17 protein-coding genes are annotated in these 18,510 nt (G+C 64.2%); 6 read left to right on the top strand and 11 right to left on the bottom strand.

Annotation, left to right across the window (positions count from 1 at the left end):
* The first annotated feature begins 59 nt into the window (after positions 1 to 59).
* Entirely contained in the window at positions 60 to 6,350 is a 6,291-nt protein-coding gene (locus JQ632_RS05975; RefSeq protein WP_212401359.1) for a HAMP domain-containing protein, read from the top strand.
* A 14-nt stretch (positions 6,351 to 6,364) separates the two neighbouring features.
* A complete protein-coding gene (locus JQ632_RS05980) occupies positions 6,365 to 7,852 on the top strand; it encodes an HWE histidine kinase domain-containing protein (protein ID WP_212401360.1) in 1,488 nt (495 codons plus the stop codon).
* A gap of 97 nt (positions 7,853 to 7,949) precedes the next feature.
* On the opposite strand, the gene JQ632_RS05985 is transcribed toward JQ632_RS05980, so the two are convergent.
* Positions 7,950 to 8,171: a hypothetical protein gene (locus JQ632_RS05985; RefSeq protein ID WP_212401361.1), complete on the bottom strand. Its 222-nt coding sequence runs from the start codon at positions 8,169 to 8,171 to the stop codon at positions 7,950 to 7,952.
* A 151-nt stretch (positions 8,172 to 8,322) separates the two neighbouring features.
* Here JQ632_RS05985 and JQ632_RS05990 point away from each other — a divergent pair, with 151 nt between their 5' ends.
* Positions 8,323 to 8,580: a hypothetical protein gene (locus JQ632_RS05990; protein WP_212401362.1), complete on the top strand. Its 258-nt coding sequence runs from the start codon at positions 8,323 to 8,325 to the stop codon at positions 8,578 to 8,580.
* Between the two features lie 230 nt (positions 8,581 to 8,810).
* On the opposite strand, the gene JQ632_RS05995 is transcribed toward JQ632_RS05990, so the two are convergent.
* Together JQ632_RS05995 and JQ632_RS06000 are read right to left on the bottom strand one after the other, a co-directional pair.
* The gene (locus tag JQ632_RS05995) at positions 8,811 to 9,005 is read right to left on the bottom strand and encodes a hypothetical protein (protein WP_212401363.1); all 195 of its coding nucleotides are present in this window, start codon (positions 9,003 to 9,005) and stop codon (positions 8,811 to 8,813) included.
* 18 nt (positions 9,006 to 9,023) lie between these two features.
* A complete protein-coding gene (locus JQ632_RS06000; protein ID WP_249151441.1) occupies positions 9,024 to 9,299 on the bottom strand; it encodes a hypothetical protein in 276 nt (91 codons plus the stop codon).
* Positions 9,300 to 9,360: 61 nt separating this feature from the next.
* Between JQ632_RS06000 and JQ632_RS06005 the strand changes: the two genes are divergently transcribed.
* Positions 9,361 to 9,555, top strand: coding sequence for a DUF3072 domain-containing protein (locus JQ632_RS06005; protein WP_212401364.1), 195 nt, complete (start codon positions 9,361 to 9,363; stop codon positions 9,553 to 9,555).
* Between the two features lie 67 nt (positions 9,556 to 9,622).
* Positions 9,623 to 9,865, top strand: a complete 243-nt coding sequence (locus JQ632_RS06010; protein WP_212401365.1) for a DUF6496 domain-containing protein — start codon at positions 9,623 to 9,625, stop codon at positions 9,863 to 9,865.
* Between the two features lie 9 nt (positions 9,866 to 9,874).
* Here JQ632_RS06010 and JQ632_RS06015 read toward each other — a convergent pair whose 3' ends face one another.
* Together JQ632_RS06015 and JQ632_RS06020 are read right to left on the bottom strand one after the other, a co-directional pair.
* Positions 9,875 to 10,252, bottom strand: a complete 378-nt coding sequence (locus JQ632_RS06015) for a hypothetical protein (protein ID WP_409363469.1) — start codon at positions 10,250 to 10,252, stop codon at positions 9,875 to 9,877.
* Between the two features lie 201 nt (positions 10,253 to 10,453).
* Positions 10,454 to 12,013, bottom strand: a complete 1,560-nt coding sequence (locus JQ632_RS06020; protein ID WP_212401366.1) for a Do family serine endopeptidase — start codon at positions 12,011 to 12,013, stop codon at positions 10,454 to 10,456.
* A 213-nt stretch (positions 12,014 to 12,226) separates the two neighbouring features.
* On the opposite strand from JQ632_RS06020, the gene JQ632_RS06025 reads away from it, so the two are divergent.
* Positions 12,227 to 13,063 carry a universal stress protein gene (locus tag JQ632_RS06025; protein WP_212401367.1) on the top strand — a complete coding sequence of 279 codons (837 nt, stop codon included), beginning with the start codon at positions 12,227 to 12,229 and terminating at the stop codon, positions 13,061 to 13,063.
* Positions 13,064 to 13,084: 21 nt separating this feature from the next.
* On the opposite strand, the gene JQ632_RS06030 is transcribed toward JQ632_RS06025, so the two are convergent.
* From JQ632_RS06030 to fba, 6 genes are all read right to left on the bottom strand, one after another.
* Positions 13,085 to 13,297 (bottom strand): hypothetical protein, encoded by a 213-nt coding sequence (locus JQ632_RS06030; RefSeq protein ID WP_212401368.1) that lies wholly within the window; start codon positions 13,295 to 13,297, stop codon positions 13,085 to 13,087.
* Between the two features lie 423 nt (positions 13,298 to 13,720).
* On the bottom strand, positions 13,721 to 14,458 hold the full coding sequence (rpe, locus tag JQ632_RS06035; protein WP_212401369.1) for a ribulose-phosphate 3-epimerase: 738 nt from the start codon (positions 14,456 to 14,458) through the stop codon (positions 13,721 to 13,723).
* A complete protein-coding gene (cbbX, locus tag JQ632_RS06040) occupies positions 14,455 to 15,390 on the bottom strand; it encodes a CbbX protein (RefSeq protein WP_212401370.1) in 936 nt (311 codons plus the stop codon). The genes rpe and cbbX overlap by 4 nt, the downstream gene beginning before the upstream one ends.
* A 101-nt stretch (positions 15,391 to 15,491) precedes the next feature.
* Entirely contained in the window at positions 15,492 to 15,899 is a 408-nt protein-coding gene (locus JQ632_RS06045) for a ribulose bisphosphate carboxylase small subunit (RefSeq protein WP_212401371.1), read from the bottom strand.
* 11 nt (positions 15,900 to 15,910) lie between these two features.
* Positions 15,911 to 17,371 (bottom strand): form I ribulose bisphosphate carboxylase large subunit, encoded by a 1,461-nt coding sequence (locus JQ632_RS06050; RefSeq protein WP_212401372.1) that lies wholly within the window; start codon positions 17,369 to 17,371, stop codon positions 15,911 to 15,913.
* A gap of 31 nt (positions 17,372 to 17,402) precedes the next feature.
* Positions 17,403 to 18,488 (bottom strand): class II fructose-bisphosphate aldolase, encoded by a 1,086-nt coding sequence (gene fba, locus JQ632_RS06055; RefSeq protein ID WP_212401373.1) that lies wholly within the window; start codon positions 18,486 to 18,488, stop codon positions 17,403 to 17,405.
* Positions 18,489 to 18,510 lie beyond the last annotated feature (22 nt).

Raw genomic sequence — 18,510 nt, forward strand, 5'->3', positions numbered from 1 at the left:
TCCGACGCTCTATTTGCAAATCTGCTTGCTGATTCAGCGGCATCTGCGGGGGGAATGAGATGAGCGACCTTGATCCCGGAACGGCTTCGCAATCCGGTCGTCGCGCCCCCAAACGAAAAGTCAACGGTGCCGAGGAGCCGGATTCGCGGCAGGAGCTGCTGCTCGCGCTACAGGCGATACGCAGCGGCGATTTCTCCGTACGCATGAGCGGCGAGTATCTCGGCATCGACGGCAAGATCGCCGACACCTTGAACGAGATCATCGCCGCCAACCAGCGCATGGCGCAGCAACTCGAGCTGGTCGGCGAGGTTGTCGGCCGCGAGGGCCGGACCAAGCAGCGCGTGAGGTTCGGCCTTGCCTCCGGCTCCTGGGCCGACATGGAAGGCTCCGTCAACACGCTGATCGACGATCTCTTGTGGCCAACGCGCGAGGTGACGCGTGCAGTTGCCGCCGTGGCGCAAGGCGACCTGCTGCAAACCGTCAAGCTCGACGTCGACGGCCGGCCCTTGCGCGGCGAATTTTTGCAGTCGGCGACGATCGTCAACACCATGATCAAGCAGCTCGGCGTCTTCACCTCCGAGGTGACGCGCGTCGCGCGCGAGGTCGGCACCGAAGGCAAGCTCGGCGGCCAGGCGCAGGTGCCCGAAGTCACCGGCGTGTGGAAGGATTTGACCGAGAGCGTCAACTCGATGGCGAACAACCTCACCAATCAGGTTCGCAACATCGCGGAGGTGACGATCGCGGTCGCCAACGGCGACCTCTCCAAGAAGATCACCGTCGACGTCCGCGGCGAGATCCTGCAGCTCAAGGAAGCCATCAACACGATGGTGGACCAGCTCCGCTCCTTCGCTTCCGAAGTGACGCGCGTGGCCCGCGAGGTCGGCACCGACGGCAAGCTCGGCGGACAAGCGATCGTGCCCGGCGTCGCCGGCACCTGGAAGGATCTGACCGACTCCGTGAACGCAATGTGCGGCAACCTCACCGCGCAGGTGCGCAACATCGCCAACGTGACGACTGCGGTGGCCCGCGGCGACCTGTCCCGCAAGATCACCGTCGATGTGCGCGGCGAGATCCTGGAGCTCAAAGACACCATCAACACCATGGTGGACCAGCTCAACTCCTTCGCCTCCGAAGTGACGCGCGTCGCGCGCGAGGTCGGCACCGAAGGCAAGCTCGGCGGCCAGGCGCAGGTGCCCGGCGTCGCCGGCACCTGGAAGGACCTCACCGACAACGTCAACTTCATGGCGTCGAACCTGACCGCCCAGGTCCGCAACATCGCCGACGTCGCAACCGCGATCGCGAGCGGCGATCTCTCCAAGAAGATCACGGTGAACGTCTCGGGCGAGATCCTTCAGTTGAAGGAAACGCTCAACACCATGGTCGACCAGCTCAATGCGTTCGCCGGCGAAGTGACGCGCGTCGCGCGCGAGGTCGGCACCGACGGCCGCCTCGGCGGCCAGGCCAACGTGCTCGGCGTCGCCGGCACCTGGAAGGACCTCACAGAAAGCGTCAACTCGATGGCCTCGAACCTGACCGCGCAGGTTCGCAACATCGCCGAGGTGACGACGGCGGTTGCCGGCGGCGACCTGTCGAAGAAGATCACCGTGGACGTGCGCGGTGAAATCCTGGAGCTGAAGGACACCATCAACACCATGGTGGACCAGCTCAACGCCTTCGCAGGCGAAGTCACGCGCGTCGCACGTGAGGTCGGCACCGAAGGCAAGCTCGGCGGACAGGCCGTCGTGCGCGGCGTCGGCGGCACCTGGAAGGACCTGACCGACTCCGTCAACTCGATGGCCTCGAACCTCACCGGCCAGGTCCGCAACATCGCCGAAGTCGCAACCGCGGTCGCCAAGGGCGACCTATCGAAGAAGATCACCGTCAACGTGTCGGGTGAAATCCTTCAACTGAAGGAGACGCTCAACACCATGGTGGACCAGCTCAACGCCTTCGCCGGCGAGGTGACGCGTGTGGCGCGCGAGGTCGGCACCGACGGCAAGCTCGGCGGCCAGGCCGACGTGCCTGGCGTGGCCGGCACCTGGAAGGATCTGACCGACTCCGTCAACTCGATGGCAGGCAACCTCACCGCCCAGGTCCGTAACATCGCCGAAGTGGCGACCGCGATCGCCGGCGGAGATTTGTCACGAAAAATCACTGTCGACGTGCGCGGCGAAATCCTTCAGCTCAAAGACACGCTGAACACCATGGTGGACCAGCTCAACCGCTTCGCGGGTGAGGTGACGCGCGTCGCGCGCGAAGTCGGCACCGAAGGCCGCCTCGGCGGCCAGGCCAACGTGCCCGGCGTCGCCGGCACCTGGAAAGACCTCACCGACTCCGTGAACTCGATGGCGGGCAACCTCACCGCCCAGGTCCGCAACATCGCCGAGGTCACCACCGCCGTGGCGCGCGGCGACTTGTCCCGCAAGATCACCGTAGACGTGAAGGGCGAAATCCTCGAGCTCAAGAACACCATCAACACCATGGTGGACCAGCTCAACGCCTTCGCCTCGGAAGTCACGCGCGTCGCCCGCGAGGTCGGCACCGAAGGCAAGCTCGGCGGCCAGGCCGAGGTGCCCGAAGTGGCCGGCACCTGGAAGGATCTCACCGACAACGTCAACTTCATGGCCTCGAACCTGACGGCGCAGGTCCGCAACATCGCCGAGGTCGCGACCGCCATTGCCGGCGGCGACCTCTCCAAGAAGATCACGGTGGACGTGCGCGGCGAGATCCTGCTGCTCAAGGACACCCTGAACACGATGGTCGAGCAGCTCCGCTCCTTTGCCGCCGAAGTGACGCGCGTGGCGCGCGAGGTCGGCACCGAAGGCCGGCTCGGCGGTCAGGCCGTGGTGCCAGGCGTCGGCGGCACCTGGAAGGACCTCACCGACAACGTCAACCTCTTGGCCGCGAACCTCACCACGCAGGTCCGCAACATCGCCGAAGTCACCACCGCCGTGGCGCGCGGCGACCTGTCGCGCAAGATTACGGTCGACGTGAAGGGTGAAATCCTCGAGCTGAAGAACACCATCAACACCATGGTGGACCAGCTCAACGCGTTCGCCGGCGAAGTGACGCGCGTGGCGCGCGAAGTCGGCACCGAAGGCAAGCTCGGCGGACAGGCCCAGGTGCCCGGCGTCGCCGGCACCTGGAAGGATCTCACCGACACCGTCAATTTCATGGCGGCGAACCTGACCGAGCAGGTCCGCGGCATCGTCAAGGTCGTCACCGCGGTGGCCAACGGCGATCTGAAGCAGAACCTCACGGTGAAGTCGAAGGGCGAGGTGGCGGCGCTCGCCGACACCATCAACAACATGACCGAGACGCTCGCGACCTTCGCCGAACAGGTGACGTCGGTGGCGCGCGAAGTCGGCGTCGAAGGCCGCCTCGGCGGTCAGGCCAACGTGCCCGGCGCCGCCGGTACCTGGAAGGACCTCACCGGCAACGTCAACCTTCTGGCGGCCAACCTGACCTCGCAGGTCCGCGCGATCGCGGAAGTTGCGACCGCCGTGACCAAGGGCGACCTCACCCGCTCGATCCAGGTCGACGCCCGCGGCGAGGTCGCCGAGCTCAAGGACAACATCAACACGATGATCACGAATCTCCGTCTCACGACGGACGTGAACACCGAGCAGGACTGGCTGAAGACGAACCTCGCGAAATTCACCAACATGCTGCAGGGCCAGCGCGACCTCACCACGGTCGGCCGCCTCTTGCTCTCCGAGCTGTCGCCGCTGGTGAACGCGCATACCGGTGTGATCTACCAGGTCGAGAACGAGGACAATCCGCATCTCCTGCTGCTCGCCTCCTATGCCGGCGACGGCGTCTATCCCTATCGGCGGATGCTCGAGTTCGGCGAAGGCCTGATCGGGCAATGCGCGCTGGACAAGCGGCCGCGCGTGGTCGCGGAAATTCCGACAGACGTCGTGCCGATCAACTCGGCGATGTTCCGCGTCGTTCCGAAGAACCTCGTCGTACTGCCGGTGCTGTTCGAGAACCAGGTCAAGGCCGTGATCGAGCTCGCTTCGCTCACATCGTTCACGACCTCGCAGATGACATTCCTCGAGCAGCTCACCGACTCCATCGGCATCGTGCTCAACTCGATCGAGGCGACGATGCAGACCGAAGGCCTGCTCAAGCAGTCGCAGCAGCTCGCCGGCGAGCTCCAAACCCAGCAGCGCGAATTGCAGCAGACCAACGACCAGCTCGAACAGAAGGCGCAGCAGCTCGCCGAGCGCAACGTGGAAGTCGAGCGCAAGAACCAGGAAATCGAGCAAGCCCGCCGCGCGCTCGAGGAAAAGGCGACCGAGCTCGCGCTGACATCGAAATACAAGTCCGAGTTCCTTGCCAATATGAGCCACGAGCTGCGCACGCCGCTGAACTCGATCCTGATCCTTGGACAGCAGCTGACCGACAACCCCGACGGCAACCTCTCGGCCAAGCAGGTCGAGTTCGCCCGCACCATCCACGGCGCCGGCACCGATCTGCTCAACCTCATCAGCGACATCCTCGATCTCTCCAAGATCGAATCCGGCACAGTCACCGTCGACGCCGAGGAGATTTTGACCTCGAACCTGCTTGAGACGGTCGGTCGGCCGTTCCGGCACGAGGCCGAAAACCGCAATTTGTCGTTCAACATCGACGTCGATCCGAACCTCGCACGCAGCATCGTCACCGACTCCAAGCGCCTCCAGCAAGTCCTGAAGAACCTCCTGTCCAACGCCTTCAAGTTCACCGCCGAGGGAGGCGTCAAGCTGAAGGTCGAGGCCGCACTGGGCGGCTGGAGCCCCGATCACCCGGTGCTCAACAGCGCGCCGGCCGTGATCGCCTTCGAGGTCTCCGACACTGGCATCGGCATCCCCCTGGAAAAGCAGAAGCTGATCTTCGAGGCCTTCCAGCAGGCCGACGCCGGAACCAGCCGCAAATATGGCGGCACCGGACTCGGCCTTGCGATCAGTCGCGAGCTTGCGAGCCTGCTCGGCGGCGAGATTCATCTGCGCAGCGCGCCGGGCAAGGGCTCGGCCTTCACGCTCTATCTGCCGCTGAAATATTCGGGCCCGACGCTGGCGCCGCGGACTCCGGCACCGACGCCCGGCCAGCCGCCCGCGCTCCAGGCGCAGGCGGCCACACCGGAACGCGTCATCGAGCAGCTGCCCGACGACCGTCTCGATCTCGAGCCCGGCGATACCATCCTCCTGATCGTCGAGGACGATCCGCACTATGCTCGCATTCTCATCGACCTCGCCCGCGACAAGGGCTTCAAGGTCCTGGTGGCGGCGCGCGGCGCGGAGGCGCTCGAGCTCGCCAAGCAATATCAGCCGAGCGCGGTGTCGCTCGACGTATTCCTGCCGGATATGCTGGGCTGGACGGTGCTGAGCCAGCTCAAGCACAATCCGCTGACGCGCCATATCCCGGTACAGATCATCACGCTCGACGAGGATCGCCAGCACGCGCTGGCGCGCGGCGCATTCTCCTTCGTCAACAAGCCGACCACGACCGAAGGCGTCTCTGCTGCGCTGGCGCAGATCAAGGAATATGCGAGGCCCCGCCGCAAGCGGCTACTCATCGTCGAGGACAACGAGGCCGAGCAACTCTCGATCCGCGAATTGCTGCATCACGACGACATCGAGATCGTAGCAACCGATACCGGTGCCGGCGCGCTGACGACGCTGCGCGAGGCGCCCTACGATTGCGTGGTGCTCGATCTCCGCCTGCCCGACATGACCGGCTTCGAGGTGCTCGACGAAATCCGCAACGACGAACTGCTTTCGAACATTCCGGTCGTCGTCTTCACGGGACGGGAACTCTCGGCGGAGGAAGACGCCGAGCTCCACACCATGGCGCGCAGCATCGTGGTCAAGGGCGTCGAATCGCCGGAGCGGCTGCTCGACGAGACCGCGCTGTTCCTGCATCGCGTGATCACGGAGCTTCCGATCGAGAAACAGCGCATGCTGGAGAAGCTGAACAGTTCCGACGAGGACCTGATCGGCAAGATGGCGCTGCTCGTCGACGACGACGCGCGCAACATCTTCGCGCTGTCGAGCGTACTGGAACGCCGCGGCATGAAGGTGCTGACGGCAACCACAGGCAGCGAAGCGGTGACGCTCGTCGAATCCAATCCGGAGATCGCGATCGTGCTGATGGACATCATGATGCCGCAGATGGACGGCTATCAGACCATCGGCGTCATCCGGCAGAATCCGGCCTTCGCCCGTCTGCCGATCATCGCGCTGACCGCGAAGGCGATGAAGGGCGACCGCGAGAAATGCCTCGAGGCCGGCGCGTCCGACTATCTCGCCAAACCCGTCAATACCGATCAATTGCTGCTTGCCATCCGCATGTGGCTGCATCGTTGAGTGAGCTCCGCTCCATGGACCATGACAAGGTCAACATCCTCCTCGTGGACGATCAGCCCGCAAAGCTGCTCGCCTACGAGGTGATCCTGAAGGAGCTCGGGGAAAACCTGGTGATCGCGTCGTCGGGCCGCGAAGCGCTCGAGATCCTCCTGAAGACCGAAATCGCCGTCATCCTCGTCGACGTCTGCATGCCGGAGCTCGACGGCTTCGAGCTGGCGGCCATGATCCGCGAGCACCCGCGTTTCCAGAAGATCGCGATGATCTTCATCTCGGCGATCCAGGTCAGCGACATCGACCGGCTGCGCGGCTACGAGATGGGCGCGGTCGACTACGTTCCGGTGCCGGTGGTACCAGAAGTCCTGCGCGCCAAGATCAAGGTGTTCGCCGAACTCTACCGCAAGACCCGCGAGCTCGAGCGGCTGAACCAGGAGCTGGAAGACCGTGTGCGCGCTCGCACCGCGGAGCTGGAGAAATCGACGGCGAAGCTGATCGAGAGCGAGCAGCGGCGCAGCATGGCGATTGCCGCTGGCAAGATGGGATCCTGGGACTGGGACTGGATCAACGGCGACTGGATGTGGGACGAGGGGCAGTATCGCATCTTCGGCGTCACGCCCGAGACCTTCAACGTCACCTCGGCCAACGTCCAGGCGCTGCTGCATCCTGACGACGTCGACCAGTTCCGCCTGGCGATCGCCGCGTTCAACAAGGGTGCAGACGCCTATGAAGCGGAATTCCGCGTCAACCGGCCCGACGGCGACGTGCGCTGGTGCGTCGGCACGGCGGCGGCGACGCTCGACGGAAGCGGCCGCGTGGTGCGTGTGAGCGGCGTCACCGTCGACATCACCGAGCGCAAGCGCGCGGAGGCGCGGCAAAATCTGCTCGCACGCGAGGTCGATCACCGCGCCAAGAACGCGCTGGCGTTGGCGCAGTCGATCGTCCGCCTGACCCGCGCCGACGACGTCAAGACCTATGTCGACGCCGTCGAAGGACGCATCAACGCGCTGGCGCGCGTGCACACGATCCTCTCGCTATCGAGCTGGCAAGGCGCCGAACTGCGCAAACTGATCGATGAGGAATTGGCGCCCTACGCGCTCGGCGGACAAGTCCGGCTGACCGGACCGGAGGTGCAGCTCGCGCCGGTCACCGCGCAGACGCTGACGCTTGCGCTGCACGAGCTCTTCACCAATTCAGCGAAATATGGCGCGCTGTCGACGCGATCGGGTCGGCTGTCCATCTCTTGGGAGGCGGACGACACGATGCTGGCCCTCACCTGGGACGAAGCCGGCGGTCCGCGGGTGAGTCCGCCGGAGGTGCGCGGATTCGGCACCAAAAGCCTGCTCGCAAGCGTCGAGTCTCAGCTCGGCGGGCAGGCCACGTTCGATTGGCGCAGCGAAGGCCTGCTCTGCCGTCTCGAGGTACCGCTGACGCGGAAGATGCCGCTGGTGACGCCTGAGACGTTCGACAGCGTCATCACAGGCACGCTGCAACGCGCCTCGGGCTAGAGCATGATCCGGAAAAGTGCGCAGCGGTTTCCGAAAAGATCATGCTCAAACTAAAGAGCAAAAGCGCGATGACGATTCAACCTAGAGCCATAGCGCTTTAGCGCCGCGCCCGCACCCTGACATCCTGCATCACCGTCGGCGCATCCGTGAGCCGCCCTTCCAGCCATGCCTCGGTTTGCGCCAACTCGCGTAGCGCTCTGGCGTAGCGGCGGGCCGCGCGTCGTTCCGACCCGCGCGGCAGCGTGCGCGCCTTGCGCAGCATATCGGCCGCGGCATTCCGATAGGCGAGCGATCGATAGAGATAGATTACCTGACCCATGATCGAGCTTCCCCGTGGTTGCCAGCCTTGAGTCTTTCAGTCCGCGTATGAACGTCGGATGAAGAAGACGGGCAATCACGCCCGGGAAAGTTCCCCTCGTTTTGGAACCAGCGGGCATGTCCAACGTTTGCAGCCATAATGGTGGTGGCTGATGCGCACGAAGAAGTCATCCGGACTGGTTTCGACGGCAGGCGCGATCCGACTGATGACACATGCGATGATGGGGGCGGCATTGGGCCTCGTCTTTGGCCTAGCCCTTATCCTCATGAATCCGCTCGTGGCTACGCTGCTCCAACATGGCGGAAGTCCGGCGATTCTCGTCTTCGTCGTCTCGCTGGTGACCACATTTGCGATCGGCGCCACGCTCACCGGGGTGGTGTTCATCCTCACCGAAGATAACGAAACCTGAAGCGATCGTGACTCGCGCGCGGACGGCTTGTCCGGAACGGCCGCGAGCAGCGACTGCCCCTGCGTCAATTCAACACAGGCTGCTCATGGAGATCCAGCTCCCACTCGCCGTGCTTGTGGCGAGCGGCCTCGCCGCCGCACCGTTCTCCGCCGAGGCGAAGTCGCAAGAGACACCAGTCCTCGACCACATCGCTCATGGTCTGCTTCAGATCATCGGATCGACGATTGGCCTCAAGGCCGGACCGGACTCGTGCAGGCCCGATCCGTCTTCACGAGATGATCCAGCAGCGCCCGCTTACGCGTGATCAGGAGTTGGGCTGCGGCGTCGTCAAGACCGGCGCGCTGCAGCTGGCGGATCGCCGAGCCAAGTTCGAGAATTTCGGCCCGCAGCTTCAGAATCCGGTACGCGTCCGGGTCCTCTTCCACGGCGAGCCCCCAAAATTGTCAGCGGCGCGCGACCGCCTGCTTCAGCCCGACGTTCTTCTTCACGGAACGCAGGTCCACCCGCTCCCTGATATCGGGCAGGAGATCCCCGCCGCCGGCGGCTTTCCAGTCGCCGATCAGCCGCTTCAGTTCCACGCGCATGCCGAGCAGCGCGTGCGCGCTTTCGCTGCAATCCTGGTCACGGGTGATGAGGTCGCGGACAGAGGCCTCAAGGTCGACTATCTCAGACCTTAACGCGCTGATCTTGCGACGAATTTCATTAATTCTGTTGTCCATGGCTTGTTAGAACAAAATAAGAACATATAGTCAAGTCACGATTGAGCGAAGGAGAGAGCAGATGCGCATGGAAGGTAAATACGACGCCAAAATTCAGCTCGCCGAGCAGATGACCCGCACCCAGGGCCTGCGGCTGCGGCGGCTCTCGGAAGAGGCGTATCAGCCCAGCCAGTACGCGCGGGACCTGAGTTTTACGGAGGCCGCGCGGCGCATCCAGGCGCTGGAAGCCGAGATCCAGCTCGCGAACTCGTTCTGAGCAAGGTCGTTCGTTGGGAACCTTGCCCAACAGGAGCGGTTTCTCCAGCCCCGAGGGAGATTTGCTCATGGCACGCAAGGCAAAGAAACGCCGCTACTCACCCAGCGCCGGCAAAGACGTCGAGAGCGAGATGCGCCGCTACAAGAAGGGCACTGCCAAGAGCGGTCGTGGTGGCCGTGGCGGGAAGGTGAAGAGCCGCAAGCAGGCGATCGCGATCGGCCTGTCGAAGGCGCGCAAGAAGGGCAAGAAGGTCCCGAAGAAGGCCAAGAAGTCTTCGAAGAAGAAGACGTCGAAGAAGCGTTCGCGCTGACCACTCGCCTCAGATCATGCTGCCCGGCATGAAGCAGCGGATCGCAATCCCGAATGCGGTCCGGACGGGCCAGACCATGGTGCGCCCGGCCCGGTTGGGCTCGGTGATGACGGCATCGTCCGGCACCTCGATCCACTGACCGTCGAGCCGCACGCGATAGTGCCCCTGATGCGATTCCCAGTCGGGATCGGCGACTGCGACGCCGTCGGCATCCGAACAACACGGGCCAAGATGGCTCCGCAGACTGTCGAACCAGGGCTTGAGGGGAGAGTCCGCGTAACGCCCGTCGTCACGCGCGAACGTGCTTCGCACCGCGGCCGTCTGGGTGCCTAGCACAAGGAGCAGCACGAACAGCGCGCCTACGCCCCGGGGTTTCAATCGAACCATCGTCGGTACCGATCAAATTCGAGCGCCGCTCCGGTTCACGGACTGGAAGCGCGCGCCCGATTCCAATCTGGCAATGATTCTCGGCCGAACCCAGTCAACCAACTCACGTTAACGCGAATGTTATCGGGACTGGACCAGCTATCCACCGGACAAATGAAAGGGGCGGCCCGCAGGCCGCCCCTGGCTGGATCGCACGCCTGATCAGGCCAGCGGCACCGCGACGAACTTGGTCGCGTCCGAGCTCTTCACCTGCAAGAGCACGCTGCGCTTGCCGGCCGACTTGGCCTGCATGAGTTCGGAGCGCACGTCAGCGACGCTGGCAACGGCCTTGCCGCCGACATTGAGGATGACGTCACCGGTCTGGATGCCGCGCTGCGCCGCCGGTCCCTCCGGATCGACCTGCGTCACCACGAGACCCTTCTGGCCGGCGCCCTGCACCTCGCCCGCCGGCGCGAGACCGAGGCCCAGGCGCGGCGTACCCGGCTGGGCCTGCCCTTCATCCGCCTTGCCGCCCGACTTGTCGTTCTTGGCCTGACGCTCATTCGGCAGTTCGCCGAGCGTGAGTGTCACGGTCTTGGCCGCGCCCTTGTGCCAGACGTCGAGCTTCACCGAGCTTCCCGGCGCCATCGCGCTGATGGTGCGGGCGAGCTCGCGCGAATCCTTGATCGCGGTGCCGTTGACGGCGGTGATGACGTCGCCGGCCTCGATACCGGCCTTCGCCGCAGGGCTGCCATCCTGCGGATTGTCGACGATCGCGCCCTTGGCGTCCTTCAGGCCGAGGCTGTCGGCGATGTCCGCGTTCACCGGCTGCACCTGCACGCCGAGCCAGCCGCGGGTCACCGAGCCCTTGTCCTTCAACTGGGCGACGACAAGCTTGGCGGTCTGCGCCGGAATGTCGAAGCCGATGCCGACCGAGCCGCCCGACGGCGAGAAGATCGCGGTGTTCACGCCGATCACGTTGCCATTCATGTCGAACGCCGGACCGCCGGAGTTGCCCTTGTTGATGGGCGCGTCGATCTGGATGTAATCGTCATAGGGGCCCGCGCCGATGTCGCGGCCGCTGGCCGAGACGATGCCTGCCGTCACCGTGCCGCCGAGGCCGAAGGGGTTGCCGACCGCAACCACCCAGTCGCCGATCCGCGGTCGAGCGTCCGCGAACTTGACGAACGGAAAGTCCTTCTTGCCCTCGACCTTGATCAGCGCGAGATCCGTCTTCGGGTCGGTACCGACCACTTTCGCGGTATAGACCGTGCCGTCATCCATGGTCACTTGCACGGACTCGGCGTGGTCGACGACATGGTTGTTGGTCACCGCATAACCGTCGGCGGAGATGAAGAAGCCGGAGCCCTCACCCGTGACCTGGCGATGGCGCTGCGGCATGCCGTTCCTGAACTGCTGCATGCCGTTGGGACCGCGGAAGCCGAACTGCTTCGAGAACTGGTCGAACGGCGAGTCTTCGTCCGACTCCATCCGGTTCTGCTGGAACATCGCGTTCTTGTCGTTGTCCTGATCGATCTTGACGCGCACCGAGATTACGGCGGGCTTCACCTTGGCGACGAGATCGGCAAAGCCGACCGGAGCCTGGCTCGCTTCCGCGGCCAGAGCGGGCGACGTGAACGCGGCCGCATTGATGAAGCTGCCGCCGGGTGCTGAGGCAAGCATTGCGACGCCGAGCGCGGCCACTGTACCGAGAAGCGCCAGTCGGCGCGGCCGGAGAACGCTGCGCATGTTGGAGGAAACGGGATTGACGTGATCGTTCATGTCGAAATGTCCATGTTGGGTCTATAGTCGCCTTGTCCCCAACATGGATCGCGCGACATTACGGCGTCCCGTCCAGATGATTAATTCTTGGCAAAGAAGAGAAGGGTGCGATCTGCGGCCGCAAGCAGATTCACCTTGCGGCTTTGACGCAGCTCAAGGTGCGCCTGCCAACGCAGGACAATGATTGGTCGACATGCTGGCCGGAGAAGCGCCATGATCAAAGACATCCTCGTCCATATCCCGACCGAACGGCCGATGCGGCCCGTGATCGACGGTTCGATTTCGCTGGCCGCTAACCTCAACGCCCATCTCGACGCCGTGTCGGTCGGCTATGTCGCGACCTCGACGGCCTACGTCATGGAAGGCGGCGCTGCGGTCGCGGCGGTGTTCGAGATGGAACGCGAACGCGCGATGGAGCGGGCCGCAACGGCGCTTTCGGTGTTCGAGTCCGAAGCCAAGAACGCCGGCATCGCCTATTCCTGCCTTCCGCTCGGGGCAATCCCGGCGGACGCCGCGAGCGCCGTCGGCGCGATGGCGCGGCTTTACGATCTCAGCGTCGTGCTGCAGCCGGATCCCGAGCACGGTTCGTTCGACAACGACCTGTCGCGCGAGATCCTGTTCCAGTCGGGCGGCCCCGTGCTGTTCCTGCCGCATATCTATCGCGGGTCATTCAAGACGGAGCGGATCGGCGTGTGCTGGGACGGCAGCCGTGTTGCCGCGCGCGCCGTGCGCGATGCCATGCCCTTCCTGATGCGGGCCGAAGAGATTGCCATCATCGCAGTGAACGAAGCCGAGTCCGCCCCCGGCGAGGCCTCGGCGGACGCACTTGCAAAACATCTCGCAAGGCTTGGCCTCTCGACACGCATCGTCAGCCTCTCGGCTGTACGCGCCGATATCCAGCCGACCATCCTCTCACTGGCGGCCGACGAATCCCTCGACCTCCTCGTGATGGGCGGCTACGGCCATTCGCGATTGCAGGAGAGCTTTCTCGGCGGCGTCACCCGCGCCATGCTGCAATCCATGACGGTGCCGACACTGATGTCACACTAAGATCGGGGAGGCGAACGGTCTTCATGCCGCTGCGTGGGCTTCCCACTTCGCTGCGGCAGCCTCGTCATTGGCCCGTTGCGCATTGCACGCGTCGAAATGCGCCTTCAGTTCCGTTTCGGCGAGATGTTCGAAATGCTCGGCTTGGCCGAGCAGATCCCAGCTCTGTAGCGGACGGTAGGCCGCCTGCTGACGGCAGAGAGACGCCAGTGCCCGGTAACGGCGGACGTTTTCCATGAGACTCTCCCTCCCACTCATGTCCGGCTTATTCCTCCGGATTACGTCAGAGACATTGCGGTTGTGCGAAACATTTGCAGCGCACGGCTGTTTGAATCGGCTTTTACATGGGTGTTAGCGAAGTCGCTTTGCTCTGCGTCAAATCCGCGAGAGTTTGCGCAGCGCGGATTCAATGCCGATCGAATGAGAAAGTTGCCCTGTGTGTGGCACAGGTCACAGCCGGATCGGGCGACCCGGCGTATACGCTTGCGCGTATGGCCGCAAACAAGGTAACGGCGGTACACCTGGGCCGCCGCATCAGCGCGGAAGCCCGACACTGACCGAGCCGCCAGGCGATCGACCGGCGGCTCTTTCGTTTTCGGGATGGGTCAGCCGTAGCGACGGTGTTCCCCGGTCACGCCGATGCGATGGCACCGCCTTGGGCTAGCGGACGAGTTCGCCCTCGTCGGCACGCGCTGTCGGCGCCGAACCATGGTTCCGCCTTGGAACACGGCCTGCCTCCGCCGCGACACGGATAGCGGCGATATTGTTGGCGTAGTCGGCACCGCTGTTGCCACGGAACACGGCGGAACCCGCGACCAGCGTATCGGCACCGGCTGCGGCAACCACGGCCGCATTGTCGCGCGTGACGCCGCCATCGACCTCGAGCTGGATCGGCCGATCGCCGATCATGGCGCGGATGCGCTGGATCTTCTCGATCTGCGATCCCAGAAAGGACTGGCCGCCAAAGCCGGGATTGACCGTCATGACGAGGATCAGGTCGAGGCGGTCGAGCACATAGTCGAGCACGCTCTCCGGCGTCGACGGGCACAGGCTGACGCCGGCCTTCTTGCCGAGCGCGCGGATCGCTTGCAGCGAGCGGTCGAGATGTGGCCCCGCTTCGGCATGCACGGTGATGATGTCGGCGCCGGCTTTCGCGAAGGCTTCGAGATAGGAATCCACGGGCGCGATCATCAAGTGGACGTCGAACGTCTTTGATGTGAACGGGCGGATCGCCTTTATCACGTCGGCACCGAAGCTGATGTTCGGCACGAAGTGACCGTCCATCACGTCGCAATGAATCCAGTCGGCTCCGGCGGCATCGATCGCGGCGATCTCCTCGCCGAGCCGTGCAAAATTCGCGGCCAGGATCGAGGGTGCGATCACGATCTCCTTGGTCATGGCTTGGTGCTCCTCACGGCATCAGCTCCGCCGGTAAACACGCGGCTCGCCAGCACGTCGGCGGACTCGATGGTTTCGAGGTCGGCGATACCGAGCATGCGATCGAGGTCGGAGACCAGGCGGTCAGCCTGCCTCAGCCGGATACGATCGACGGCGTTGCGGATCGAGCGCGCGTTGGAGAAGAACGGCTGCGTCCTGCGCATCGCGATGTATTTTTCGAACGCCTCCCGTGCCTGGCTCGAGAAGCGATAGCCGCGCTCTCTCAGCATCAATTCCGAGATGAACAGCAGCTCGGCTTCCGAATAGTCGGGGAATTCGATGTGATGGGCGATGCGGGAACGGAAGCCGGGGTTGGAGGCAAAGAAGCTCGTCATCCGCTCGCCGTAGCCGGCGAGGATGACGACGAGGTCCTCGCGCTGGTTCTCCATCACCTGAAGCAGGATCTCGATCGCCTCCTGGCCGTAGTCGCGCTCGTTATCGGGCCGATGCAAATAGTAGGCCTCGTCGATGAAGAGAACGCCGCCCATCGCCTTCTTCAGGATCTCCTTCGTCTTCGGCGCGGTATGGCCGATATATTGCCCGACGAGATCGTCGCGCGTCACCGAGATCACCTGCCCGCGCCGCACGAAGCCGAGGCCGTGCAGGATCTTCGCCATGCGCAGCGCGACCGTCGTCTTGCCGGTGCCGGGATTGCCAGTGAAGGACATGTGCAGGGTCGGCGGCGCGGACACGAGACCCGCCCGCTGCCGGATACGCTCGATCAGCAGCAGCGAAGCGATCTGGCGCACCCGGCTCTTCACCGGCTTGAGCCCGATCAGCTCCTGCTCGAGCTGCTGCAATGTCTCCGTGATCCCGGCAGTCTCGGCCTCCTTGCGCAGGTCGAAGGCGGTTTCGCTGCTGTCGGTCGACGACGCGTGGGGCACATCAAGCATGGACCGTCCTGAAAAAAGCGCTTCGCCGCGAGGGAGGCGGCGAAGCAGTTGTCCGCCAAGGATGCGGAGCAGGGAGAGCTCCGCGCGGAGAACGGATGGTGTTACGGCGCGGCCGATGCGGCCGGCTTTCCCACCGTGGTGTAACGGATCGCGCGGCCGGCCACTTCCTGCCGGACCAGCTCGAACTCGGCTTCGCGCGGCGGCCGGTTGACCAGGAAGGAGATCCGCACCGACTCCCAGCCGTGGCTGGAGTCGAAACCGCTGATGCGGATGTAGCGATCACCATAGACCTTCCGGCATTCAGCGAGCTCCATCATGACACCTGCGGCGTCCTGGAGATCGAACATCGGCAGGCCCCACATCTCCCAATAGGTGTTGCGGGGATGCGGATCGTCGGTGAACTCGATGTTCACCGCCCAGCCATTGGCGAGGCAGTACTGCACCTGCTTATAGATCTGGTCGTCGGTCAGATCGGGCAGGAAGGAAAAGCAGCCTTGTGTGAGTTTCATCTTGCGTCTCCCTAGACGGTTTCCAGCGCGGTCGGCACGAAGTCCGGCGTGTCGGTGGATTGATAGTTGAAGGTCACGTCCTTCCAGACGTCGAGCGCGGCCTTCAGCGGCGTGCAGGTCTGAGCGGCCTTGGCCAGGATCTCGGGCCCTTCGTGCACATAGTCGCGTCCCTCGTTGCGGGCGAGGATCATCGCTTCCAGCGCCACGCGGTTGGCGATCGCGCCGGCCGCAATCCCCATGGGATGGCCGATCGTGCCGCCGCCGAATTGCAGCACGACGTCCTCGCCGAGGAGATCGAGCAGCTGATGCATCTGGCCGGCGTGAATGCCGCCGGACGCCACCGGCATCATCTTGTTGAGGCTCGCCCAGGGCTGGTCGAAGAACAGGCCATGCTCGAGCTTCATTGGGTTGAAGTCCTCGCGGCAGACGTCGTAGTAGCCGCGCGTGGTGTTGGGATCGCCTTCGAGCTTGCCGACCACGGTGCCGGCATGGATGTGGTCGACGCCGGCGAGCCGCATCCATTTGGCGATGACGCGGAACGACACGCCGTGGCTCTTCTGCCGCGTATAGGTCGAATGGCCGGCGCGGTGCAGATGCAGGATCATGTCGTTGCGCCGCGCCCATTTTGCCATGGACTGGATCGCGGTGTAGCCGATCACGAGGTCGATCATGACGATGACCGAGCCGAGCTCCTTGGCAAACTCCGCACGCTCGTACATGTCTTCCATCGTCCCCGCGGTGACGTTCAGGTAGGTGCCCTTCACCTCACCCGACGCAGCCTGCGCGCGATTGACGGCCTCCATGCAGTAGAGGAAGCGGTCGCGCCAGTGCATGAAGGGCTGCGAGTTGATGTTCTCGTCGTCCTTGGTGAAGTCGAGCCCGCCCTTCAGCGCCTCGTAGACCACGCGGCCGTAGTTGCGGCCGGAGAGTCCGAGCTTCGGCTTCACCGTCGCGCCCAGCAGCGGCCGGCCAAACTTGTCGAGCCGCTCGCGCTCGACCACGATGCCGGTCGGCGGTCCCTGGAACGTCTTCACATAGGCAACCGGGAAGCGCATGTCTTCCAACCGCAGTGCTTTCAGCGGCTTGAAGCCGAAGACGTTGCCGATGATCGAGGCCGACAGGTTCGCGACCGAGCCCGGCTCGAACAGGTCGAGGTCGTAGGCGATGTAGGCGAAGTACGAGCCCGGCGAGCCCGGCACCGGATCGACGCGGTAGCATTTCGCGCGATATTTTTCCGCCGCCGTCAGGCGATCGGTCCACACCACCGTCCAGGTCGCGGTCGATGATTCACCCGCAACCGCGGCCGACGCCTCGATCGGGTCGACACCATCCTGCGGCGTCACGCGGAACAGCGCGATGACGTCGGTGTCCTTCGGCACATAATCCGGCTCCCAATAGCCCATGCGCTTGTATTCCATCACGCCCGAGCGATAGCGCTCCTTGCCGCGGACGGTGCCTGCATGTGCGTTCATGGCTCTCTCCTGCTCTTCTCTCTATGAATGGTTAGGCCGCGACCGGCTCGCTGATATCGATGCGCGGATCGAGTTCGCCGGCGCGGTATCGTCGCGCCATCTCGCTCATTGGAGTGACCTTGATCCTGCTGGCGTGACCGGCGGTACCGAACTGCTCGAAGCGCTCGCGGCAGAGGTCGCGCATCGCGTCCATCGCGGGTTTGAGGAATTTTCTCGGATCGAACTCACTGCGCGTCTGGGCGGCGACCTTGCGGAACACGGCCGTCATCGCCAGGCGGCAATCAGTATCGATATTGACCTTGCGCACGCCGCTCCTGATGCCGCGGACGATCTCCTCGACCGGCACGCCCCAGGTCTGCGGCATCTCGCCCCCGAACTGGTTGAACATGTCCTGAAGCGGCTGCGGCACCGAGGACGAGCCGTGCATGACAAGATGCGTGTTCGGCAGGCGGCGATGGATCTCCTCGACCACCCGCATAGCCAGGATGTCACCATCCGGTTTGCGGCTGAACTTGTAGGCACCGTGCGAGGTGCCCATCGCAATCGCCAGCGCATCGACCTTGGTGGCGCGGACGAAATCCACCGCTTGGTCGGGATCGGTCAGCAACTGATCATGGCTGACCTTGCCCTCAACGCCGTGGCCGTCCTCCTGCTCGCCGCCGCCATGCTCGAGCGAGCCGAGCACGCCGAGTTCGCCCTCGACGGAGGCGCCGACCCAATGGGCGAGATCGACGACGCGGCGGGTGATTGCGACATTGTAGTCGTAGTCGGCCGCGGTCTTGGCGTCGGCCTTCAGCGAGCCATCCATCATGACAGACGTGAAGCCGTGTGCGATGGCGCTGGCGCAGGTGGCCTCGTCATTGCCGTGGTCCTGATGCATGCAGAGCGGGATATCGGGATAGGTCCGCTCCAGCGCGTCGATCATATGCGAGAGCATGAGATCACCGGCATAGCTGCGCGCGCCGCGCGAGGCCTGGATGATGACGGGAGCATCGACGGCCGCCGCCGCCTGCATGATCGCGATCCCCTGCTCCATGTTGTTGATGTTGAACGCCGGCACGGCGTAACCATGGGTCGCCGCGTGATCCAGGAGTTGCCGAAGGGTAATGCGTGCCAAGGGAGGTCTCCGTTCGCTTGTC

This window comes from Bradyrhizobium liaoningense (assembly GCF_018130955.1).
Taxonomy (GTDB): domain Bacteria; phylum Pseudomonadota; class Alphaproteobacteria; order Rhizobiales; family Xanthobacteraceae; genus Bradyrhizobium; species Bradyrhizobium liaoningense_C.